Genomic DNA, 23,590 nt, shown 5'->3' with positions numbered 1-23,590 from the left:
ACCCGTATTGTATCGTTTGCTACGTAATACTATTGAATTTTGTAACAGTTACGCAACCCCTGCCAGAACTGCGTGAGGTGAACGTTCCCCTGATAGTCGACGTCGGCAACCCGTTCGCCGGTCGGGTCGCCGCCGTTCCGTCGGAGGTAGTCGTACACGCGTTCGGCCGCGCTCTCGCCGACGAAGCGACGCGCGTACTCCACGAGGTACGCCGCGTCGGCGTAGTTTCCGACGAGCAACGTCTCGATCTCCTCGCCCTGCTCGTGGTACTCGCGGGCCAGGTCGCAGAGCCGCTTCACCGCGGCTCGCTTTTCCTCCGGCGGCAGATCCGCGTCGACGATGTCCGCGCCGCGCCCCCCGTAGTCGAGGTGGTAGAAACAGAAGCGGTTGACTCCTTCCTCGTAGAGGAGGTCGACGACGCCGCGGAGGTCGGCGTCGTTCCGCTCGGTGATCGTGTAGCGCAGACCGGTCTTGAGCCCGGCGTCGAGGCACGCGCGAATACCGCGAACGGCGGCGTCGAACGCCCCCTCCCGACCGCGAAACGCGTCGTTACGCTCCGGGAGTCCGTCGACCGAGACGCCGGCGTACCGGAGCCCGGCGTCGCGGAGCTCCCGGGCGTTCTCGGGCGTGATGAGGGTACCGTTCGTCGACAGGACCGGGCGTATTCCCTTGTCGTCGGCGTAACTGACCAGCTCGACCAGATCGTCGCGGACGAGCGGTTCGCCGCCGGAAAAGAGGACGACCGGAACGCCGTAGTCGGCGAGATCGTCGAGCAGCCGCTCGCCCTCCTCCGTACTGAGTTCGCCGGGGGCGGCCTCGGTATCGGCGGTCGCGTAGCAGTGGGTGCAGTAGAGGTTACACTGCTTGCTTAGGTTCCACACGACGACCGGTCGACGCTGCTTGCGCTCGGTGATCTGCGGCTTCGACGACTCGCGGGCGGCGTCGTATCGGAGCCCGTCGCCCTCCGCGTCCAGCCCGCACAGGAGTTTGCTGATCGAGATCATGCCCCGCGGATGCGCCCTTCGTTCTTCCACTCCTCTTCGACGGCGTCGCGCGGGCGCTCGCCGATCCGATACCGTTCCGGGTTTTCCACCATAAGCGATGTTGCGGGGGGCGGCTCGAACACGCTTCTCCCGATGATGTTCGGCTCCGAACTCGCACGGGTTCAGCGCGGTCTCGCGACGCGATTTCGGAGGCGGAAAGCGCTTCCGTCCGGGGCGAACACCAGCGCACCGTCGTGAGCGATCCGTCACCCGGCAGCTGAAGCGTTTTCACTCACCGGACCGGCCCGACCGCGTCGGATCAGTACGGCGCGCCGCAGCGCGGGCACGTCGGCGGCCGGGTCCCCGGCAGTGCGAGCCCGCAGTGCGGGCACTCACCGTCGCCGTCGGGCGATCTGATTTCCTCGGCGATCCCCTCAGTCGTCCCGCGAATCGCCTCGACGGTACCGATCCCGTCGGGGAACTCCGTCTCTCGCCCGTCGCCCGCGACCGCGCCAACCGCGAAGTTCGCGCGCTCGGCCACGAACGGCTCTTCGTCGTCCGCCAGCGCCGCGAGGTCGCCCTCCGGAAGCGACGCATCCGCCGCCTCCGAGCGTGCGAGCAGTCCGAGAGCTTCCGCGGCTCTGCCGCGTACGTACGCGTTCTCGTCGGTCAGCCGGGCCGCGAGCCCGCCGCTCGCGCCCGCGAGCGTCTCGGGATGCTCGCAGCCGACTGCGACTAGCGCCGTACACAGGTGATACCGGACAAGTTCGCTCTCGTCGTCGAGGTGCTCGGCGAGGCTGGATACCTGGTGGCGGAGTCGGTTCGGGTCCCCCAGTGCGACGTACTCCAGCGCCTTCGCCAGCTTCACCTTCACCTCGGGCTCGTCGAACGACAGCCCGATCCGCAGGTCTGCGAGGATTTCGGGCGAGGCGACCTCGTCGGGGTGTTCGATCGCGACGTACCCGAGCGCCTCGGCCGAGCGCGCCCGGACGTAGTAGAACTCCTCGTCATCAGCGAGCCGACCAGCGAGCGAGTCGACGACGCCGACAACGGCGCCCGGCGTTGCCTCGGCGACGGCGACGAACAGTTTCGCAGCCGTCAGCCGAACCGAGCGCTCCTCGTCGGTCAAAAACGGGGTGAGCGCGGGCGGGAGCGTTTCGGACAGCCCCCCGCGCTCGTCGGTGAGCGTTCGAAGCCTCCGGAGGGCCTCCTTCCGGATGTCCGTCTCAGCCGTCGTGAGCCGTTCGAGCTGAGCGATCGCTTCTTCGTGACACCCCTGGTCGAGGAAGGCGATGAGGGCGTCCGGTGAAGGCGGTTGCCCGTTCATGGGAGGTTCCGTTGTGCCTGCCCCTTCTCATCGCCGCGTGATAAATCGAGTGCGTCTTCCGCGGGCGTGCGTTCGCCGACAAGTGCGCGAAGGGGGTTGGTCGTCGCCCACGCGTGCCCCAGTGGCGATGCTGCCGGCGAGGTCCCACTCGCTTCGAACCAGTTTCCGGGACTCAGACACCCGCTGCTCACCGTATTTCCGCCGGAAGGCTCCCTCGGAGAGGTAGCGCCCGATAGAACCGTTCTAACGGCGTTTACCGCCGAACGCGTGCACCATCTCGATAAACCGATATGTGGTGTATCGAGTCGCGTTCCCGGCTCGATCCAGCTCTCGGGCGAGACGGCGGCCTTCGCAGCGGACTTTCGGGTCCGGTGGCAGCTCTCACCGCTCGTGAGCTGGACGCGTCGACCCGCTACGGGCGGAAATCCGGAACGGGCGCGAATACTCGGGGGGTCCCGTCCTCTTCACCGCCAGCGTACCTCTGCGGCCGACTCTGATAGCGCGAGTACCGGTTCGTACCGTCACCGGAGAACGGAGAAGGATCGGCGAGCGAAGAGAGGCGACACTGCGTCCCTTTCACCGCGCCGACGGCGTCGGTAGCGGTTGATCGAAGGAGCCGATCGAGACGGTCGATCGAAGGAATCGGTTGGATCGGCTGTTCGCTTCAGCCGGTCGGAATAGGAAAAGAGACAGCGTACGAAGATCGATCGAAGAGTACAACGAATCAGTATAACCGATGAGACTAACTGGAGAGTGCAACCAGATGGTATAACCGATAAGACGTTCTCAACGAACAACTGAGAGAAAATAACGAGTGGGTTTCGTCGATTAGCCTGACTATTTGCACTCACCAAACAGTGTGATTGAATCGTCTGACGAAGTTTTATGATCAGAAGATACGATCAGTCCGTTATGCTCGGGTATTCGGTGTATTCGGAAGCCGGCGGCGTGGCCAAGACGACGACGGCCGCGAACTGCGCGGTGGCGCACGCGAGACACGGCCACCGGGTGCTCGTCGTCGACCTCGATCCGCAGAACGCGAGCCTCTCGTACCTGTTCGACGTCGACGACGAGCGGGCGGACGGCGAGGCGGACAATCTCGTCCGGCACCTCATCGGCCGGCCGAAAGGGGAGCTTCTGGACCTTGTTCGGGAGACCGAAGAGGGGATAGACGTCCTCCCGACCCACAACATGCACGAGCGCCTCACGGAGCTGCTGTTGAAAACCGCCGAGATCGAAGAGCAGACGCACGGCGACCCGGACTACGAGTTCCCGAAGCACGCCCAGTTGCTCGAAGTGCTCCGGAAAAGCGGCGTGAACGAGCGATACGACGTTCTCGTCGTCGATCCGCCCGCGAACGGCGAACAGGCGCAGAACAACGCGCTCTACGCGACCCGGAACGTCGTCATCCCGGTCGAACTCTCGGGGAAGGGACAGCAGTCGATCGCGGGTCTCGAAGAGGTCGTCGACGGGCTGGAGCGCCACCTGGGGATGAATATGGGCGTCCTTTCGCTCGTCCCCTTCAAGTACGAGGGGACCAACGACCAGAACCACTACCTCGACGAACTCGAAGAGACGGGGTTCGACATTCCGATCGTCATCGGAAAGCGGACGTCGCTGATGGAGGGGTGTTGGCGCGAGCAGTGCTCCGCGTTCGAGTACGTCGAGGAGCACCGGAGCCGTCAGCGCGACCACGAGATGCGAACGTTAGAGCAGTACGACAGATTAGCTCGGCACATCGAAGCGACCGGCGGACTCGCGTCCGAGGCGCCGGAAGCGGCCGAATCCGACGGGCTGGAGACGAACGCATGAAGCGGGGTGCGGGAGACGATCCCTTCGCCGACGCGCTCGAACCGGAACCCGCCGCCGAAACGGCCCCGACGTCCGAAGAGGACGAAGACGCGTCGGACGCGTCACTCGCGTCCGACGGGACCCCGACCTCCGGCGGATCGTCGATCCAGGTGGCCGCCGCTGGCGAGCCGCCGGAATCCGAATCGCCCCCTCTCGCGGCCCGGTCGACGGATCAGCTGCCGTATCTCGCCCGCCGGCAGCTGAAAAACAGGTCCGTGAAGGCCGACCGCGACCAGGTGCCGTTCTTCCTCCGCGAGGATGTCCAACAGGGCGAACGAGCCCTCCGCCGGACCGTCGAGGACCGGCTGGGACAGGAAGTGAACAAGACGGACCTCCGCGAGGCGGCGTACGTGTTCGCCCAGCGCAACCCGGAGGGCATCGTCGAAATACTCAGAGAGTGGGGGATCGAGTACCTGGATTGATCGGCGAGTCCCTCTCCCCGCGCTCGACGCGTCCGGACGCCGTAACCGGAAAGAGTAGCTGGGTAGCGGATCGTTATTCGGTCTCGACGCGTAAACGCGCGCAGTGAACGCGCGCTGTCGCCACTTCGTGCTGTTCGTCGTCGCCGCGACCCTCTTCGGCGGGACGTTCGTCGCCGCTCGATCCGGGTTATCGTACTTTCCGCCGCTTCTGTTCGTCGCGCTGCGCTTCGACCTCGCCGCCGCCATTCTGCTACCGTACGTCCTTTTCACCCGGGACGACTGGCGCCCTCGAACCCGGCGCGACGTCGCGGGGGTTTTCGTCACCGGCGTGATGGCTCTCGGAGTGAGCAACGCGCTCCTCTTCATCGGTCAGCAGTACACGACGAGCGGCGTGGCGTCGATCGTCTTCAGCCTCGCCCCCGTCCTCACCCCGGTGTTCGCGATCGCGCTGTTGACGGACGAGCGCCTCTCGCCGCGCGGCGCGATCGGACTGTTGATCGGGCTGATCGGCGTCGGAATCGTCATCGATCCGGACCCGACTGGGCTCCTCGCGGCGGACGTCAGAGGCCGGCTGATACTCCTGTGCGGGGCGGTGAGCGTCGCCCTCGGGAGCGTCCTGATCCGATACGTCGACGCCGCGCTTCCGAGCACGACCGAGGTCGCGTGGGGGCTCCCGCTCGGGGCGGCCACCGTGCACGCGGCGAGCGCCCTCGCCGGGGAGTCGCCGGCGACGATCGACTGGACGTTCACCGCGCTCGTTACCCTCGGCTACGTGGGAGTCTTCGCCGGCGCGGTCGCTTACGCCGTGTACTTCACGCTCCTGGCGGAAACGGGGGCGATCCAGACGAACCTCATCAACTACGCGATTCCGATCGTCGCGACGGTCTTCGGGTGGTTACTTCTCGGAGAGGCGATCACGGCCACGACGCTCGTCGGCTTCGGCGTCATTTTCGTCGGGTTCGCGCTGCTGAAGTACGACGTGCTCCGGGACCTCCTGTCCTCGACCGCGTCGCACGGGTAGCCGAGACTGCGAGGGCGACCCGACGAAGCGCGGACCTCGGACGCGACGACACCTTTCGAGCGCCTCTTTGCGGCCCCACCGCTCGAAACCCGGGCAAGCCGTGCGCACGACCGACCGTCACCGGGTTATCGTCCCCTCCTAGGACCGTCACCGGGTTACCGTCCACCCTAGTTCACTCTAGCCGGGAAGAGAACTTCGGCGGGTGACTGAAGGCGATAAGTTCGAAGGTGGTCGAGGTCCGTACTGTACTGGATGATATATGTCAACATTAAGCAAGATATTTCTCCTATCGCGTCGTACCCACGACAGTATGGCCAAAGCCGGCAAACCAGCGGGGGAGGAACCGGAGACAGCGCTACCGGAGGAAGAGATACGAGCGTTCGAAGAACGTGTCAGCGGTGAGGTAATCGCTCCCGGAGACGAGGGCTACGACGCGGCGCGTCGGGTCTGGAACGGCATGATCGACAAGCGCCCGGCGCTCATCGTCCGGTGTCGGGGCCCCGCGGACGTCGTCGAGACGGTGACCCTCGCCAGGGACCGCGACCTGTTGGTGGCGGTCCGCGGCGGCGGGCACAACGTGGCCGGGACGGCCGTCTGCGACGGCGGCGTCGTCATCGACCTCTCGGAGATGGACGGCGTCCGCGTCGATCCCGAAGGGCGAACGGTCCGCGCGGAGGGCGGATCGACCCTCGGGGACGTCGATCGGGAAACGCAGCTGTTCGGCCTCGCGACGCCCCTCGGCGTCGTCTCGGACACCGGCATCGCCGGGCTGACGCTCAACGGCGGCGTTGGCCACCTACGCCGCGAGTACGGACTGGCGTGCGACAATCTCGCGTCCGTCGACGTCGTCACGGCCGACGGCGAACTCCGGACCGCAAACGAGGAGCACAACGAGGACCTGTTCTGGGCGGTTCGAGGCGGCGGCGGAAACTTCGGCGTCGTCACGTCCTTCGAGTACGCCTTACATGAGGTCGGTCCCGAGGTGTACGGTCTCTTCGTGTTGCACCGCGGAGACGTCGCGATCGAAGCCATGCGGCGCTTCCGAGAGTACACCCAGACCGCGTCGCGGAGGGCGAGCGTCCTCCCGTTTTACGGGTTCGTCCCCGAGCTGGAGGAGTTCCCGGAGGACGCGTGGGGAGAGCCGATGGTCGCCTTTCTCGGATGTTACGACGGCGAGACGGACGACGCCGCCGAAGAGTTCCGTCCCCTCCGGACGACGGCCGAACCGATCGTCGACTTCAGCGGCCCCATGCCGTACACCGAACTGCAGTCGCTGCTCGACGAGGACTACCCGGACGGCCGCTACTACTACTGGAAAGCGACGTACCTCGAACGCCTCGACGACGACGTGATCGATTTCCTCGTGCGTCGGGGGGAGGAAAGCCCGTCGAAGCTGTCGACGGTCGATCTCTGGCACCTGGGCGGGGCGATCAGCGACGTCGAGCGGGACGCGACCGCCTTCTGGCACCGGGACAAGCCCTACATGCTCACCTTCGAAGCGAACTGGGACGATCCCGCGGACAGCGACGCGAACGTCGCGTGGGTCCGCGAGAGCATCGCCGAAGTCCGAGAGATGCCGGTCGCCAGCGGCACCTACGGTAACTTCCCCGGCTTCCACGAGGATCCCGCGCAGGCGCTCTTCGGCGAGAACTACGATCGACTGGTCGAGGTGAAGACCAGGTACGATCCGGATAACCTCTTCCGACTGAACCAGAACGTCGCGCCGAAAACCGAGAGCGCCTGACGGATCTGACCGCGTCGGGAGATGGCGGACGGGCTGGCAGCCGAACCGACGCTCAGCCCTCGAACGCCTCGGCCAACCGCTCGCGCATGTGCTCGCGTCGAAGCTGGCGCGCTCTCGAATCGGAGAGGTAGTTCCGCAGGACGACCTCGGCGCTCGAACTTCCCTGCTCCGAGGCGATCTCGTCGAGACTCCCGAGGACGACGTCGAGGGACGACGAGTACGCGTCGTACCAGAAGCGCCGCCCCATCTTCGGCGACGGGGAGACGCCGTCTATCTCGTCGGGGAGCCCCGCGCGGTCGGCGAGACGACGGAATCGGTTCCAGACGGTCCACCGGGAGACGTGCTCTCGGGACGCGTGCGGGGACGGAAACAGGTATCCGCTCCACTCGTCGTCGGCGGCGCCCGCCGCGAGTCGAGTCTCGAGTTCCTCGCGGCCGTACAGGAGCGACACTTCGCCCGGGCCGTTCTTCCGCTCTCGGAACTCGATGTAGGGAACGTCGCCGTCGGGGACGTCGAGGACGAACTGCCGGGCGTGGAGGCGAGCGACCTCGTTCGGGCGGAGCCCCCACGCGCAGAGCGCGAGCACCAGGAGGCGTTCCTCCTCATCGGCGGCGGCGCGGTAGAGCGCGCGGACGTGCTCGGTCGCCAGACAGGGCGTGTCCGCGTCCCCGTCGCCGTTCGTCGCGGACCAGTCGAATTCGTCGTCGAGGCCGTCCGCGGGGTTCACCGTCGCCCATTTCCGACGAACGAGGTGGGCGTACCAGTTCGAGACGGCGAGGTGGATCCGGCGTTTGGTCTGTCCGCCGTCGAGCTCGGCGTGGAGCCGGTCGAACGCCGCCCAGCAGGCGTCTACCGCCTCGTAGGCGGGAACGTCGCCGTCGCGGGCGACGGGCGTCACGAGGTCGCCCGTCCCGTTCTCCTCCCGGTACGCTCGGACGTAGCGGTTCAGTCGATACCGGATGGTGTCGATGGACGACTCCGCGAGCCCTTTGCGCTCGCGCCGCGACGCGAGGAAGGACTCTACGGCCTCGATCGTTCGGTCGTCGTCCGTCGCCCACTCGTAGCCCGCCTCGTCCGCTTCGAGCCCCAGGTCTTTGGCCCAGAACTGGGCGAACGTCCTGTCGTGGTGTTCCCGGAGGGCGTAGAGCAGCGGTCGGAGATCGCGCTCTCGAAGCCAGCCGTGCGTCGGTTTTTCGAGTTTCGGGTCCAGCCCGTCGGCTTCGAGTTTCGGCGCGACGACGGCCCAGTACGCGTCGACGAGTTCGTCCAGGTCGAGGAGCGTCCAGGGGACGTCTTCGACGCCGCTCCAGCCGCGGCCTCGCGGCGAGCTCGCTGCGTCACTCACGGCCGACGCCCCGCCGGTTCCCGTGTTGCTTCCAGCGCGTCTCGAGTAGACCTCTCGCCCCGTCGGTTCTCGATTCTGAGACAGTCATTTTCGGCTGGTAGACGATTAGAGTCGGACGTGATATAGGTTTTGGGTACCTACAGACCCATAGAGTCCGTGTGAGTACCAAGAAAACACGAGAATTGATCGCCTCATTCGTATAAACTATATCCAGCTATAGCAAAAGGCCATACCGCAGACCACCCTACCTAGGCGGCAGAGTTCTGCAAACGGGCGTTTGCCAGCGGATTTTAGCCCAAATTTGCTACTCACAGGCGATGTAAGGGCTGTTCTAACGCACCACTCCTTCTCTACGATCACTCCTTTTGACGCCCCCAAACGCGGTCACGGCACACGCTAGTCAGCTCGACTTCAGTAGTCTGATCTTGAAGTGCTGAGAGAATTCTCTTACTTCCCGCCTCGCGCGTTTATCCACCGCCGTACTATTCCGGCGCCGAATGGAAGAACTTCTAGTATCTTAAAGTGTTGACTTCTAGTATATTGAAGTGTTCACAGCCGGCTCCTGAACGTGGTCATGCCACTGGACAGTAACCGCCTCTCACTCAGAATGATGAGTAGGAGCGTCATTTCGGCTGATCTGGAAAGTTAAACTGAAATATTGACAACGTCTTTATAACTCAGATCCCCAGTCCCGCGATAGCTTGGCCATCAGTAAATTCGAAACGTTATTGGAGGCTCTCTTAACACATGAACCGAGTTCCAGATGACCACTCAAGACGAGGTTGCGTTCTCTGATATGTTTCGCTCAACTCCCGTTCAGTCCGCGATGATCTCCCTTCTCCCAACGCTGCTCGCTCTCGCTCAATTAGCGAACAGCTATTTCAATGACCTCTCGTTTTTTGTTTCCATTCCGTTTGCGGTCGTAATGGTTCTTTTTGGTATACTTCTCACTCAACACCACTACGCACACTTTCGGCGACGGCACTTCGAGCACAATCTATAGGTGGCTCCTCCCACCCTACGGGACGGAGTGTTGCCGCCTGCAATCCCATAAAGAACTGGATACCGCTGCGTTTTCACGACGCTCTGGTTATCAGATGACGAACCGTTGAGAGCGGGAAATGGTGGTGAATTAGGCGCGAGCGCCTGTACGTTCAGGCGCGTCGGCTTTGTTGTTGGCATAGGCGTTGTAGGCCGAGAGGAGAGCGACGAGCAGCCCGGAGATCGCGGTCCCAGTCGCCAGTTCGTTGCTCCCCATTTCAATGACGTAGGGCGAAATGAGCGCCCAGAGTCCGAGCAAGCTGGTCAGCGAGGCGATGCCCACGCTCGCCAACCGATCTCTCGATAGACGGACGAAATTGTACCCGGCGAGGGCGAAGATCGCGGTCCCAACGAGCGTGTCGTTCCAGATTGCCGTCTCCGTGGCTTCGAAGATGAACGGCGAGGCGACGAGGTACAACCCGATCAACGCGACGAGGGCACTCAGCCATTGCATCATGTCCGTATTGAGGGTATTCCGGGAGCGGTTGTCTTCGGAAGCACGTGTCGTCTCAGGGTCTGTTGTAGCGTCACTCATAACTGGCGACTGGGTATAGCTCCCGGTTTTCAATAAGTATGGCGGCCACAGAGCTTGAACGTACAGATATCGGTACTTACCTCTCTGATCAAATTGGCACAACATCGGATCGTTTCATGGCCGGCGTGGTTCTTAATCTCTCATCTACTTACTGTTAAGCGAAGTGGGTCATTTGTGCTCTCTAAACACAGAGGAGCACCTCTACTGACCGATTGCCTCTCCTAGCGGGGTGGACGTCTAAGGGCGCGAAACCTATCCTTTGTAGTCAGCGCGCCTCCGAAACGGCGTTACGAACTGGAGATTTCAACAGAGTCACAGAGTTCTAGCGCGATTTCAGCGCCACTCAGTACTTCTCATTACCGCTCTCTGTGTGATTCAACTCTGTCGATTTCGGTCATTTTAATCGCCGTCAAGCGCTGTTTCTACCCGGCATCCCGATTCGGGATCCGCCGCGGACACCGTCGTAGATCGTCCTGCATCTCCGAAATCGTCCAATGATGCTTGAGGCGCAATAACGCAATCGCTACTGGCTTTTTCGGGCAGAGGGGCCGGTAGAGGGGAGGGGTCTGCCAAAGTTCTCGCGGCCAAACCGCACCGACCGAGCGCGCCGCGTGAGGGGGCAAACAGAGCGTCGAAGGGGACGTCGTTACGGGCTCGACCTATGTATTTGAATCTCAGTCGCACAAACGCATATCTTGTATCCGAGATACTCGAATTCGACGGATCGGAGTTCGCCTCCTCTCCGGCGGCGAAAGAGCGCATCTAACGCGTCCGGATCCACTGCGTCGTCGAGCGGATCCAGATCGAGAGGAGAACGATGTAAGAGCGTAGCGAGAGCAAAGTAGACGCCTTCGCTCGGAGCTTCATGCGGGGAGAGTTCGTACCGCAGTAGTATCGGAGTCTCGTCGTTTGTCATGGAGCTATTCTCCGCGGAGGCGGCCGTTCACAACGCCCGGACTTTTTCGACTGGCCGCGTCGAACTACTCATGAGACGTGTTGTTTCCCTGAACGTCCGTGAGAGCCAAATAGGGTTCCAACTCGTCAGGCGAGACAATCAGCTTGACTTCATCGGTTTTGGGGGAGAGTTTCACGAGTCCCACTTTACTCAGCTTCGGAAGGTGGGTGTGATGGAGAGCGGCGGCAACTCGCTCGCGCTCGTTAACGGAGGATGCGTCGACTACTCCGTCTTTGTCCTCGAGGGCCACGACTCTGGTCAGCGTCTCCGTCTCGATCGGATTCGAGCAGCGCACGAGTAAAGAGAGAATCTTCGCCCTGGCTGGCGCGGCGAGAATATCAAATAGCGCGTGTGACGATAGCACTTCCGAGTCAGGAGACTCCGACGCGTCCAACCCCCGAGGCCGTAAATTTGATCGCTCGTCGTTCGGATTCATAGCTACCCCTCCTTCGGGCGATGATCGCATAGATCGTGCGTCGAATCAATTAGAGTAAGATATTCTACAATATCGCAAACCGAAAGGCGGACGCGAGTGACGCGGAACGCCCTCTTGCACTACCGCCACTTCTCGTCGTGATCGTATCTCGTTTTGAACGCACACGGATAGCGAGTGTCTACGGCGCCGTGGGGGTGTTTCTGAACCGAGCAGGATCTCTCGCTGTCTCTCCGAATGAGGATCGGGAATTCTAATCCATTTGACTAGTATTTTACGGAGATTCCGCTACAGATACTAGATTACCGGTAGGACTTGACCGGGGTCTCAGACGGCGGATGACAGCCGAAATACGAGTCATCGACGCTAGAAACACAGTGAGACCGACTTCCCGCTCGCCCTCCGTCGGTGTCACCTGAGGCTAAACTGGTCCTGAGAGACCATGAATACGAAGGGTAAGATGAGAAACCGAGGGGAGGAACGGAAGAGAACCAGCGCTCGCCAATCAAGTGAGTTCCGCCGCTCGTTCATGAAGAAGGGAGCGGTAGCGACCGGAGCGCTCGCGCTTGGTGTCGGTGCGAGTGGAAGGGTTGTCGCCCAAGAGTCGGGGTCGGTGCTCGTGCAAGCCAACGACTTCATCCCGGGCGCGGTTCACCGTCACGGGGAGTCTGCCCAACTCGCTGACGATCGACCTGCTGCAGGGCGGCCAAGGGCGGGACATCAACGTGGTGCAGAACCCGGGCGACTACCAGGGGTGGGTTATCCGCTACACCGAGACACCCACCGCGCTCTACGCGCTCATGTTCAACAGGCCGCGCGAGGTGGACGTCTCGGAGGGAAACACTCGCCGATTCGCGACCGAGGGCGCGAACTACTTCGCTGACCAACTCAATCTGGTCGAGGCACGTATCGCTCCGGCTGGTGAGAACAACTAGCGCTCGTTGAGCACAGCGAGTTCTTCAAGAACTCGCTGAGGCGTTCACCAGTTGGTACGAAAAGCGCGGAAGCGGGGACGAGAACGCGAATCCGCCCGGCTACCGCAAACACAACGACGACCACCCACGGTCAACAGTCACGTTCAAGGTGGCGGGCCTCAAGCACGACACCGCGAACAACCGCGTTCGCATCTCGAAAGGCCGGAACCTCAAAGGCGGGCGGTCCGATTTCGTCCTCTGCGAATACAACGTTATCGGGCCGGTCGGTCGGACCGTCAAGGACGTCCAACAGATTCATGCGGTGTACGAACACGGTGTCTAGCGGTTGCACTTCGTCTGCCGCGTTGAAATCGACATTGCCAGCGTACCGGGCGACGGTGTGGCGGGCATCGACCTCGGCATCAGTGGCCTCGCTACCGTCTCGTATGGCGACAAGACCGTGTTGTACCCCGGCGGCGCGCTCAAAGAAGACGAATACTACTTCGCCAAGAAACGCGCCGAAACTGACGATTCGACCTCCCGTGAACGAAGCGTTTCGCCAGAAAATGCACCGCCCGACGGACGCACTGTCGAAGATATCGTTGCGGAGTGCGTCGAACGCGGCGTCGGAATGATTGTTGTCGGCGACCTCGGCGGCATTCGCGAGGACGAGAACGGCGAGGCTCGCAACTGGGGCGACCACGGCAATCTTGACCTCCACGGGTGGGCGTTCGGCCGCTTCACGACGATGCTCTCGTATAAGGTCGCATCCGAAGGTATCGACGTGGTCGAGAAGTCCGAACGCGGCACGTCGAAAACGTGTTCGGCGTGCGGGCAGTCGGACAAGCGTCAACGCGTCGAACGTGGTTTGTACGTCCGTGATTGTGGATTCGTCGGGAACGCTGACTGCAACGGTGCGGCAAACATCAGACGAAGGGTACTCCCGAATCGCGCCTGCGATGGAGGAGATAGGGATACCGGCTGGTTGGCATCTCGAAGTGCCTCCGGCACTTCGATGACTCATCGAAAACGCTTCGCGTTTTCGAGACAGCCAGCGGTTCGCCTGTTCGACCCTAGTGAGGGCCGGTTCGCCCCGCGAGAACAAGTTGTGGACCGCGAACCGTAATACCCCAACCCGGAGGGAATCCCACGGCTTCAGCCGTGGGAGGATGTCAAACGGCGGACTCCGAGAACGGGTTTCTCGTTCGGGTGACTCGAGTAAAGTCCGGTCTCTATGGGTAGTTTGTGGTATCTACTGGTCGTGCTTGGGTTTGTGGACGACTGGTAACGACGAATAGACACTTCGGTGACAACGCTTCCGAAACTGCCGGTCGAATTTCGATGTCCGTCTCTCGCTCTCTCGGCTTCCGGGTACAGGTCACAGACACGGGTCCTCTAACGTGTTAGAACAGGACAAGCGACAAGCGTCGACGACTCACGGACGCAGCCACAGAGGTGCCTACGGCGAGTAGTAGTGCCAAAAGAGCGATTAATGAACGGTCACGGGGCGAAGACGGGAAAAACGGCGGGGGTCGCGTCACCAGAGCGATCGGATGGCTGTGGTTCGGCGAAAAACAGAACTTATTCCGAGGTAGCGGTCAGGAACGCCGTCACGAGTTCGCGCTCTGCTTTGCGCAAGTGGTGGTGGAACGTGGGAGGTGTGATGCCCATCGCATCAGCGACCTCCTCAGCGGTACTCTCGCGCGGCCATTCGAAGTAGCCCGCCTGATATGCCGTTTCGAGTGCGTCCTGTTGTCGACCCGTTAGGCTACCTTCGAGCGAATTCAGCGAGAGGTATTGCTCGTTCTGGATCCGTGAGACATCCCGTTTCGACACGAACTCCACCGTCGAAAAGAGGTTCTTGATCCACCGTAACGTTGATCGAGTGCTCTCCCCGGACGGGACGGTTATGACGAATTGTCCGACGCCGTCGTCCACGGTCGCTTGGTGCAACTGAGCGCCGAAATCGAAGAGTCGCATCAACGGGGAGGAACTGGATAACGTGACCTCCAGCTTGCCTCCCGTTTTCGTCGGTGAGTCACGGAGGACCCGAGCACCGACAACCTCCGGTGACTCGCTCGCCAGGCCGGCGATTTGCTCAGGGCTCGTCCCTTCGACAGCTATGTACACTACGTACGTACCCTCTTCTGCGGGAGTAAGGAAGTTGAGCGTGAGCGAACATCCAGTCGCCTCAGAGGCGCTGAGGAAAAAAAGGTCCGAATCAGTCACGCAAAATGAAATTTCGGTGACAACATCCGTTGACAGGAGTTGTTTGTTCTTCACCGTGACGAGAGCGAGTCCGACTGTCCGCCCAAGTTCTTCAAGCAGCGCAGCCTCGTCTTCGCTGAACGCGAACGGAGAAGCGGTAAACACACCGAGAACGCCGTGAACGACGTCGTTGTACGCAAGCGGAACGAAGATAACGGACTGATACGCCCACTGCGGGTCCTCGCCGACCTGAGAGCGAGACTCGAGAGCTCCCGAGGTGCTCTGGAGAACCTGAACCGTCCCCGTCCTCGCCGCCATCGCACCGAGCCCGGATACGAGGTCCTTCCCGGGATCGGTCGTTAAAACCGCCTCGAGTTCCCCCTGTTCGATGCCCGCCCAGGCTCTCGGCAAAAACTCCTCGTAATCGGGTGAAAACTCGCCCGTGACCGCGAACGTGTACGGGTCGAACGACGCTATCGCCTGACAAGTGGCCTCTTCTACCCCGTTCGTGGTCTGGGCCGTCGCTATGGTCTCTGTAATCTCTTGCGTAATAGTGTTGTAGCGGTTGAGCGGTTTCAACGACTCGACCTGACGTTGGAGGTCTAATTCGCGGCGTTTCTCGTCGGTGACGTCCTCTGTCGCAAAGACCACGTGGGTGACTGTCCCGTCACTCCCGACGAGCGGCGCACCGTTGACGGAAAGCCAGATGTGCGTTCCATCAGAGCGTTCCAGCTTGGCTTCCCAGTTCAGCACTGGCTCTCTAGTCTCCACTATTCGCGCAAACGGGCGGTCTCGGCGAGGGATCAGTCGATCGTTCTCGTCGTAAATGAGCCACTCTGAAAAGAGATGTTTCTGGCCCACGATCTCCTCTTCGGAAAGACCGAAGATCGATTCGGCGCTGCTGTTCAGGCGAACGAATTCGCCCTCGGCAGTCAGAACAGTGATCGCGACGGGGCTCATCTCCAGAATCTGCTCGAGGAGTTCTTTCTCGCGCTCGAGCGCCCTCTCGGCCTGTCGGCGCGCGATTATGTCCCCGAGCTTCGTCGCGATCGCAGACACGGAATTAATAAGCCAGCTGTCGCTCCCGCGGGCTTCAGTCATGAAGAAGTTGAGCACACCGACGACGCCGTTTTCGGTCACGATAGGGACACCGAGTGCCGTACGTAGCCCGACAGGGCGTGCCTCTTCGCCTCTCGCGAATTCGCTGCCCGGCGTGTCTAAAACGTCAGTAATCCAGATCGGTTCCCCCGACTTCCAAACTCGCCCCGCGAGCCCCTCACCAGGCGCGAAGCGACGTTCGAGTGAAGCCGAAACGAACGAGTCGAGCTCACGTACGTTCGCGTGGGTTACAGATACGAGTTCGAGCGGACCGCCGTCCGCCGGAAGCCACGCTTCGCCGTATTCCCATTCGGTCACGTCGCACACTTCGTCGAGGACCGCTTCCAGTCCACCTTCAAACGTCTCGGCCTCGGCGATAGATTGCGTGGTGGTGAGTAGAAACTCCCGATCGGCGCGCTCGATGGCTGTTGCGAGGATATTACTGACGCTTTGCACGAAGGTGATCTCGTGATCGGTGAATTCGCGGTGAGCGCGGTCGTGTGTACCGAGTACCCCCCAGGGATCGTCGGGCGAACCGATAACGACGCTGATGCCGCTTACGACGTCGTGATCAGTCAAGAGATCCGGGCCGCTGAAACGCGTTTCCGTAGAGAGGTCCTTGACCACCACCGGTTCGGCGGACAGCAGCGTGTAGCCTGCCTGCGAGCCGCGGTCGGTCTCCACGAACGTGGTTCCGACTACCCCGTCGTGCCATCCGACGCCCGCCCGGAGGTGCAGGTTCTCACCGTCGGGGAGTAGTTCTAACACTTTACAGCAGTCCGTGTCGAGCGTCTCAGCAACGAGTTCGACTGCCTCGTCCATCAGACGGCCGAGATCGCTCTCCTCAAGGGCGCGCTTGCCGAGCGTGGCGGTGGCTTTCTGCTGACTGATCTGGGCCTTGAGTTCCTGCTCTCGGCGCTTTCGGTCAGTGACGTCACGGACGACGCCAGCCCGTCCGTACGTACCGTCCTCATACTCGTAGGGGCCGAACCGTCCCTCGACCGGGATCGTACTCCCGTCGGCAGCGGTCAAGTCGAACTCCAGCGTCGCGAAGGGGGAGTCCCCGGCCAACACAGACTCGGTCAGCGACGCAGCCTCCGTATTGACCGTCGGGCTGTGGACGAGTGTCGCGTGTTCGCCGAGGAGTTCCTCCTGGTCATACCCGGTCATCGCACAGAACGCCTCGTTGACCATCACGAATTGATTGTCGGCGTCCAGGGCCGCGACGCCGTCCCAGATCGTCTCGACAATCCGCTGGTATTGCTCGAGCTCACGTTCGCGTGCCTTCCGCTCGGTCACGTCGCGGAAGTACACTGAGAGACCCGTCTCCGACGGGTACACACGGACTTCGAACCACGTGTCGAGTGGAGGATAATACTCCTCGAAGCTCACCGGCTGTTGGGTGGCCAGCGCGCGCTCGTACTCCTCTTGGAAGGTCGACCCGACGGCCTCGGAGAACTCCTCCCAGATGCTGCTGTCGAGCAATTCCGCTCCGGGCTTCTCAAGGAGCTCCTTGGCGCGGTCATTGACGTAGGTGAACCGCCACTCGACGTCGAGCGCGAAGAACGCGTCGTCGATCCGCTTGAACACCTCGTCCAACTCGCGTTCGAGCTCGTCCCGCTGCCGTTCGAGCTGGCGAGCCTGGCGTTTGAGTCGGGTGATGTTCTTGCCGGCGACGATGACTCGCTCGAGTTCGCCGTCCTCGGTGAACAGCGGTGCTGCGTTGATCGAGAGCCACTCACGATCACCCGTCGGTAGCTCGTACTGGATGACTTCATCGAACACGGGCTCTCCCATCTCGAAAACGCGGACGTAGGGGCGGTCGTCAATGGGGACAAGAGCATCATCTTCATCCAACATGTCGAGATCTCCGATTTCATACTCAGTAGGAGACCCGTCCTCATAGCCGAGGTTACGTATCGCCTGGGTATTCGCACGTTCGAGCGTTTTATCCGGGTTAAATATGGTAACCCCCACCGGAATAGTATCCAGAATACGGTCGATGAGATCCCGTTCACGCTGGAGGGCGCGCTCACGCTTCTTGAGCGCGGTTATGTCTTTTCCGGCAACGACGACGTGCTGGATTTCGCCGCAACCGTCCGTGAGTGGCGCGACACTGACTGACAGCCACCTGCGCGTCCCGTCTGGTGATTCAAAGTTTATTCCGCGTTCTTCTATAGGTTCACCTGTGGTGAACACTTGCGTGACTGGGCGGTCTTCGGGAGGAATAAACTGCCCCTCTCTATCATACACATCCAAGGTACCAACCGCGTATTCGTCGAAGTCGGAAGATTCGAAGCCGAGGAGATCCACCGCTCGGCGGTTGGTTTCGACGACCGTACCGTCACACGCGAAAACGCCGATTCCGACGGGACTCGTCTGCAAGATCTGATCTTTCACGTCCCGCGCCTCACGGAGCTGCTCTTCGCGTTCTTTGAGCGTCGTGATGTCTTCGTAGGTGAGGATGACCTGCGAAATCTCGCCCGTCAAATCCACGACCGGCATGCCGTTCACGGAGAGCCACGCCCGATCACCGTCCGGGCGTTCGACCTGCAGTTCGAAGCCGAATACGGGCTCGCCGGTCTGGAGAACCCGGCTGAAGGGACGGTCTTCGGGAGGAACAGGCTGCCCGTCGGTATCGTAGACGCTCCACTCCTCTCCGCTATAGGTTTCCCCGAGTTGCTCGTCCTTCACGGTGCCGACGATGTCCGTAGCACGTTCGTTCATCAGGAGAATTTCCCCGTCCGGCGTGAGTGAGCTGATGCCGATCGGGCTAGCCTCCAAGATGCGCTGGCGAAGATCGCGCTCGCGGCGTAGCTGTTGTTCGTACTCGCGCCGCTCCGTGCTGTCTCGGGTGACCTTCACGTATCCGTACACCGAACCGTCGTCGCCGTAGAGCGCCGTGATCGAGACGTCGGCCCAGAATCGCGTGCCGTCTTTGCGAACGCGCCAGCCTTCGTCGGTACACTCGCCGTCGGTTTCGGCTTTGGCGAGATTGGTCTCGGGGACGCCCGCGTCAACGTCAGCGTCTGTATAGAAGGACGATACGTGCGCGCCGAGAATTTCGGCCTCCGAGTACCCCTTGATGCGTTCGGCCCCCTCGTTCCAAGAGGTTACGCGCCCGTCTCGATCGAGCTTAAAGATAGCGTACTCGGTGACCGCCTGGGTGAGCGCGGTGAACTGTACAGTTTCAGGGATCTCTTTTAAAGGGTCGCACGCAGGTCGCCACCAGACGCGTTCACAGGCACCTACTTCCTTCGCTCGGAGCGCACCACGCTCGACGAGTATAGCGAGTTTATCGTCGGCAATCGTCTCAGAGCAGTTGAGAGCGGCTGCCACCTCGGACGCGGTCACCGGGGTTCGTGGGCCATCTGACTGTTTCAACACCGTAAGCACATCTTCGGGGGTGATGGTGGGATCCGACGAGGTCATACTCAGCTAAGAGGAAGTGCGTCGTGATTACTCCTCCGTCAACAAACCTCTAGAAAGAGTGTTGGTTTAATCCACGTATCTCCTACGTCAATTTTCGAACACACTAGACTATGATGGTAGATTCCGAATCGAGGATCGGTGCTCTCGTCAAAAGTTTTAATTACTGTAAATTTCAACGAAATTTCTATATAGGGTACGAATCCATCACTGACAAAAGTTCATAAATCCGGTAGTTTATTTAGGATGAAGAGAAGACTCTCTTACCGAATTAGACAATCTTAACACACGAAAGCAACAATCTATCTCTTATGAGGAAGTCCAACCAGGACTGGTGGCCGAATCGGCTGAACCTGAAGATTCTCGACCAGAACGCTCGCCGGGGCGATCCGATGGGCGAGGAGTTCGATTACGCCGAGGAGTTCGAGACACTCGATCTCGACGCTGTGAAGACGGACATCGAAGAGGTGATGACGACGTCGCAGGAGTGGTGGCCGGCAGACTACGGGCACTACGGGCCGCTCTTCATTCGGATGGCGTGGCACAGCGCCGGCACGTACCGCACCAGCGACGGCCGCGGCGGCGCGTCCGGCGGCACACAACGCTTTGCGCCCCTCAACAGCTGGCCCGACAACGCGAACCTCGACAAGGCGCGACGGCTGCTCTGGCCGGTCAAACAGAAGTACAGCCACAAACTCTCGTGGGCCGACCTGATAGTCCTGGCCGGGAACGTCGCCCTGGAGTCGATGGGATTCGAGACGTTCGGCTTTGCCGGCGGGCGCGAGGACGCCTTCGAGCCCGACGAGGCCGTCGATTGGGGGCCCGAGGACGAGTGGGAAGCGTCCGAGCGCTTCGACGACGATGAACTCGAGGAGCCCCTCGCCGCCACCGTGATGGGGCTCATCTACGTGAACCCGGAAGGACCCGACGGCGAGCCGAATCCAGAGAAGTCGGCCGAACGGATTCGAGAGTCGTTCGGCCGGATGGCGATGAACGACGAGGAGACGGTCGCGCTCATCGCCGGCGGACACACGTTCGGGAAAGTCCACGGCGCCGCCGACCCCGACGAGCACGTCGGTCCCGAGCCCGAGGCGGCCTCCATCGACCAGCAGGGCCTCGGCTGGGAGAGTAGCCACGGCTCGGGCAAAGGGGCCGACACGATCACCAGCGGGATCGAGGGGCCGTGGAACGCCACGCCGACCCAGTGGGACACGGGCTACCTCGACAACCTGCTCGACCACAAGTGGTGGCCGGAAAAAGGTCCCGGCGGTGCGTGGCAGTGGACCACGCAGAACGGCGAGCTCGACGGCGTCGCACCGGGCGCCGAGGACCCGTTGGAGAAGGAAGACGTGATGATGCTGACGACGGACATCGCCCTGAAGCGGGACCCGGAGTACCGGGAGATCATCGAGCGCTTCCGGGAGAACCCGGACGAATTCCAGGAGGCCTTCGCGAAGGCGTGGTATAAGCTGATCCACCGCGACATGGGCCCGCCGTCTCGGTTCCTCGGCCCGGAAGTTCCGGACGAGGAGATGCTGTGGCAGGATCCCGTTCCCGAAGTCGACCACGACTTGATCGGAGACGAAGAGATCGCCGAACTCAAAGAGGGGATCCTCGCTTCGGACCTGTCCGTCTCCCAACTGGTCAAGACCGCCTGGGCATCGGCGTCGACGTACCGCGACAGCGACAAGCGCGGGGGCGCGAACGGAGCTCGCATTCGCCTCGAACCGCAGAGGAGCTGGGAGGTGAACGAACCCGAGCAGCTGGAGACGGTGCTGGGGACCCTCGAGGCGATTCAGGAGGACTTCAACAGCTCGCGATCCGACGGGACGAGAGTCTCGCTCGCCGACCTGATCGTTCTGGGCGGCTGCGCAGCCGTCGAGAAGGCCGCGAGGGACGCCGGGTACGACATGGACGTTCCGTTCGAACCGGGTCGTACCGACGCCTCGCAGGCGCAAACCGACGTCGAGTCCTTCGAGGTGCTGGAACCGGAAGCCGACGGGTTCCGTAACTACCTCGGTGGCGAGCACGACCGCTCGGCGGAGGAGTTGCTGGTTGACAGGGCGGACCTCCTGACGCTGACGGCTCCCGAGATGACGGTGCTGGTCGGCGGCATGCGCGCGCTGAACGCGAACTACCAGCAGTCCGACCTCGGTGTCTTCACCGACCGGCCGGGGACGTTGACCAACGACTTCTTCGTGAACCTGCTCGACATGGACTACGAGTGGGAAGCGGCCTCGGAATCCCGAGATATCATGGAGTGGGAAGCGTCCTCGGAAGCCCAGGAAATCTACGAGCTGCGCGACCGTGAAACGGGCGAAGTCGAGTGGAGGGGTACCCGCGTGGATCTCATCTTTGGGTCGAACGCCCGGCTTCGAGCCATCGCGGAGGTCTACGGAAGCGACGACGGGGAGGAGAAGTTCGTCCGCGACTTCGTGGACGCGTGGGACAAAGTGATGAGCCTCGACCGCTTCGACCTCGAGTGACTTCTCCCACGACTTCAGTCGTGGGCGTTCTCCTCGAATCTCTGTAACGTTTTCCACCGGTCCACTCGGCGCCGACCCGGACAGGAGGTCTCAAGGAGCCGTCAACTACCCCGGCGTAAACGCCGGGGCTTGTCGGTGAACTCCCGGTCTGTCCTACGCGTCTGCGTTGGCAGGGAAAAACCCCCCCATTCCCGTTCAGCGTTCCCGACTTCAGGGCGAGTTGACGGTTCACCCGTCCGGACGGACGCTTTTGGCCCGCCCGGACATACTTCGTCGCACTATTCTTCGCTGCGTTGTAGTCAGCGTGTACCTCATACCCACACTTCCGGCACAGGAACTCGGCCTGAGAAGGCCGATGTTCTCGGAGGGTCGTTCCACAGCACGAACACCGTTGACTCGTGTACGCCGGGTCGACTTGTACCGTCCGAATCCCGAACTCGGCGGCTTTGTACTCGACGTACTCACAGAGCTGCTTGAACGCCCATACGTGGAACTTTTTCACGCCGGGCATCCGTTCTCGAATATCGGTGAGGTCCTCAAAGGCGATGGGAGAACAGGTGTGTGTTATCGCCTCGTGGACGAGCGCTTTCGAGACACGGGTCGCATTCCCGCCCGGCCTAAAGGCCGGGACTCCCTGCTTGAATTAGGTGGGGGAGGACCGATTCGGGTCGCCGACCCGAATCGGTTAGGAGTTGTAGGCTTCCTGGGCGAGCAGGTGGAACTTGTGGACGGTGTGTTCGTTCGGCCCGAGCTGCGCCTGTGCCAATGCCCCGGTTTTCAGCCCCTCCCACTGGCGTTCGACCAGTTCGAAGTCCTCCTCCTGGAGTTGCCGGCTGGTGCGGACGAACTCCTCCTCTTCGTCGGAGAGGTCGGCGTCCTCGAAGTAGTAGTCGGCGATGAGCTGGAAGCGGCCGGTGTCGATCGGGTCGATGACGTAGGTGCCGTAGCCGTCGGCGGTCCCGTACATGTTGACCGTGAAGTTCGGCCATAGGTAGTGGAACTGCGCCTCGTGCTCCTCGTGAATACGTAGTTCGTCGTCGACGTCCTCCTCGTGGGTGTAGTGGAGCACCCAGTGGTAGTCGTTCACCTCGAGTTCGGACTCGTTCAGCGAGATACCCTTGATCCAGTCCTGGTGATTGGCCTGGCAGTGGTCGCACTCGGAGTAGTTGCTGGCGAACACCTTCCAGTTGCACTCGACCTCCGAGACGATTCGGCAGGCGTGCTCGTACTCGGCGAGCGGCAGCGCTTCGAGCCTGTCTTTCATCTCGCCGGCTTGTTCTTCGAGCGGCATGGGATCGTCGCTCAGGTTGACGAAGATGAACGGGCCGATCGTGTCGACGCTGACGGCGTCCAAGTCGTCGAGTTCGCCGGTGTCGACGCTCTCGGGATCGGTCATCGGTGCGTCGTCTACGACTTTCGCCCCGTCGCGCGCCGAGAAGTTGTTGAAGGCTCTCACTTCGTTCTCGTCGTCTCGGACGACGATCAGGTCGCGGCCGCCAACGGTCCGCGTGAAGGACTGACCCGGTTCTTTGATGGCGTTAGCGTGGCCGGCGTAGACCCAGTACCGGCTGAACACTTTCTCCTTTTCCATCTCGAAGACGTCCGGCTCCCTGAAGTACCGCGCCGGCAGCGCGTTCGATCTGTCCGTGATGTCTGGGCTAACGGGCTTCACCTGCGCGTCGTTCCACTGTGTCATACAATAGCATCATTGAGGCGGTTTCAAAAAAGAGTTAACCAGTGATATAGAACGTCATTATAAAACGCGAGGAGAATACCCGCGCCTGAAGGCGTGAGATGA

The 23,590-nt window shown here is 61.7% G+C and carries 13 protein-coding genes and 4 pseudogenes; 8 read left to right on the top strand and 9 right to left on the bottom strand.

The window, feature by feature from the left end; all coding sequences use genetic code 11:
• Positions 1-56: 56 nt before the first annotated feature.
• Together CNO20_RS14550 and CNO20_RS14545 are read right to left on the bottom strand one after the other, a co-directional pair.
• A pseudogene (locus CNO20_RS14550) lies at positions 57-1,004 on the bottom strand (TIGR04347 family pseudo-SAM/SPASM protein); the annotation flags it as partial.
• Between the two features lie 298 nt (positions 1,005-1,302).
• Positions 1,303-2,310 carry a HEAT repeat domain-containing protein gene (locus CNO20_RS14545; RefSeq protein ID WP_101296857.1) on the bottom strand — a complete coding sequence of 336 codons (1,008 nt, stop codon included), beginning with the start codon at positions 2,308-2,310 and terminating at the stop codon, positions 1,303-1,305.
• Positions 2,311-3,222: 912 nt separating this feature from the next.
• On the opposite strand from CNO20_RS14545, the gene CNO20_RS14540 reads away from it, so the two are divergent.
• From CNO20_RS14540 to CNO20_RS14525, 4 genes are all read left to right on the top strand, one after another.
• Positions 3,223-4,122, top strand: coding sequence for a ParA family protein (locus CNO20_RS14540; protein WP_101296856.1), 900 nt, complete (start codon positions 3,223-3,225; stop codon positions 4,120-4,122).
• Complete coding sequence (locus CNO20_RS23865) at positions 4,119-4,583, top strand: DUF7970 domain-containing protein (RefSeq protein WP_101296855.1); 465 nt, start codon at positions 4,119-4,121, stop codon at positions 4,581-4,583. Before CNO20_RS14540 ends, CNO20_RS23865 begins: the two co-directional genes overlap by 4 nt.
• Before the next feature lie 103 nt (positions 4,584-4,686).
• Positions 4,687-5,604, top strand: coding sequence for a DMT family transporter (locus CNO20_RS14530; protein WP_199174857.1), 918 nt, complete (start codon positions 4,687-4,689; stop codon positions 5,602-5,604).
• Between the two features lie 310 nt (positions 5,605-5,914).
• Positions 5,915-7,348 (top strand): FAD-binding oxidoreductase, encoded by a 1,434-nt coding sequence (locus tag CNO20_RS14525; RefSeq protein WP_101296854.1) that lies wholly within the window; start codon positions 5,915-5,917, stop codon positions 7,346-7,348.
• A gap of 52 nt (positions 7,349-7,400) precedes the next feature.
• Here CNO20_RS14525 and CNO20_RS14520 read toward each other — a convergent pair whose 3' ends face one another.
• The 4 genes from CNO20_RS14520 to CNO20_RS22635 form a co-directional block, all read right to left on the bottom strand.
• On the bottom strand, positions 7,401-8,693 hold the full coding sequence (locus CNO20_RS14520) for a tyrosine-type recombinase/integrase (protein ID WP_101296853.1): 1,293 nt from the start codon (positions 8,691-8,693) through the stop codon (positions 7,401-7,403).
• A 1,132-nt stretch (positions 8,694-9,825) separates the two neighbouring features.
• Complete coding sequence (locus CNO20_RS14510; RefSeq protein ID WP_101296851.1) at positions 9,826-10,269, bottom strand: SPW repeat protein; 444 nt, start codon at positions 10,267-10,269, stop codon at positions 9,826-9,828.
• 646 nt (positions 10,270-10,915) lie between these two features.
• Positions 10,916-11,185: a HalOD1 output domain-containing protein gene (locus CNO20_RS24395; RefSeq protein ID WP_158237420.1), complete on the bottom strand. Its 270-nt coding sequence runs from the start codon at positions 11,183-11,185 to the stop codon at positions 10,916-10,918.
• A 64-nt stretch (positions 11,186-11,249) separates the two neighbouring features.
• The gene (locus CNO20_RS22635) at positions 11,250-11,660 is read right to left on the bottom strand and encodes a DUF7344 domain-containing protein (RefSeq protein ID WP_143423220.1); all 411 of its coding nucleotides are present in this window, start codon (positions 11,658-11,660) and stop codon (positions 11,250-11,252) included.
• 439 nt (positions 11,661-12,099) lie between these two features.
• Here CNO20_RS22635 and CNO20_RS24390 point away from each other — a divergent pair.
• From CNO20_RS24390 to CNO20_RS14490, 3 genes and pseudogenes are all read left to right on the top strand, one after another.
• A pseudogene (locus CNO20_RS24390) lies at positions 12,100-12,219 on the top strand (hypothetical protein); the annotation flags it as partial.
• A 28-nt stretch (positions 12,220-12,247) separates the two neighbouring features.
• Positions 12,248-12,592, top strand: a complete 345-nt coding sequence (locus CNO20_RS14495; RefSeq protein WP_233204212.1) for a hypothetical protein — start codon at positions 12,248-12,250, stop codon at positions 12,590-12,592.
• Positions 12,593-12,602: 10 nt separating this feature from the next.
• Positions 12,603-13,697 (top strand): annotated as a pseudogene (locus CNO20_RS14490) (RNA-guided endonuclease InsQ/TnpB family protein); the annotation flags it as partial.
• 455 nt (positions 13,698-14,152) lie between these two features.
• Here the strand turns inward: CNO20_RS14490 and CNO20_RS14485 are convergent.
• A complete protein-coding gene (locus tag CNO20_RS14485) occupies positions 14,153-19,309 on the bottom strand; it encodes a PAS domain S-box protein (protein ID WP_101296848.1) in 5,157 nt (1,718 codons plus the stop codon).
• Positions 19,310-19,617: 308 nt separating this feature from the next.
• Here CNO20_RS14485 and katG point away from each other — a divergent pair, with 308 nt between their 5' ends.
• Positions 19,618-21,792 (top strand): catalase/peroxidase HPI, encoded by a 2,175-nt coding sequence (katG, locus tag CNO20_RS14480; RefSeq protein ID WP_101296847.1) that lies wholly within the window; start codon positions 19,618-19,620, stop codon positions 21,790-21,792.
• A 340-nt stretch (positions 21,793-22,132) separates the two neighbouring features.
• On the opposite strand, the pseudogene CNO20_RS23860 reads toward katG, so the two are convergent.
• Positions 22,133-22,339 (bottom strand): annotated as a pseudogene (locus CNO20_RS23860) (zinc ribbon domain-containing protein); the annotation flags it as partial.
• 138 nt (positions 22,340-22,477) lie between these two features.
• A complete protein-coding gene (locus CNO20_RS14470; RefSeq protein ID WP_101296846.1) occupies positions 22,478-23,488 on the bottom strand; it encodes an aromatic ring-hydroxylating oxygenase subunit alpha in 1,011 nt (336 codons plus the stop codon).
• Between the last annotated feature and the right edge of the window lie 102 nt (positions 23,489-23,590).

This window comes from Halegenticoccus soli (assembly GCF_002844195.1).
Lineage (GTDB): Archaea > Halobacteriota > Halobacteria > Halobacteriales > Haloferacaceae > Halegenticoccus > Halegenticoccus soli.
This window is presented reverse-complemented; position numbering and strand designations above follow the sequence as displayed.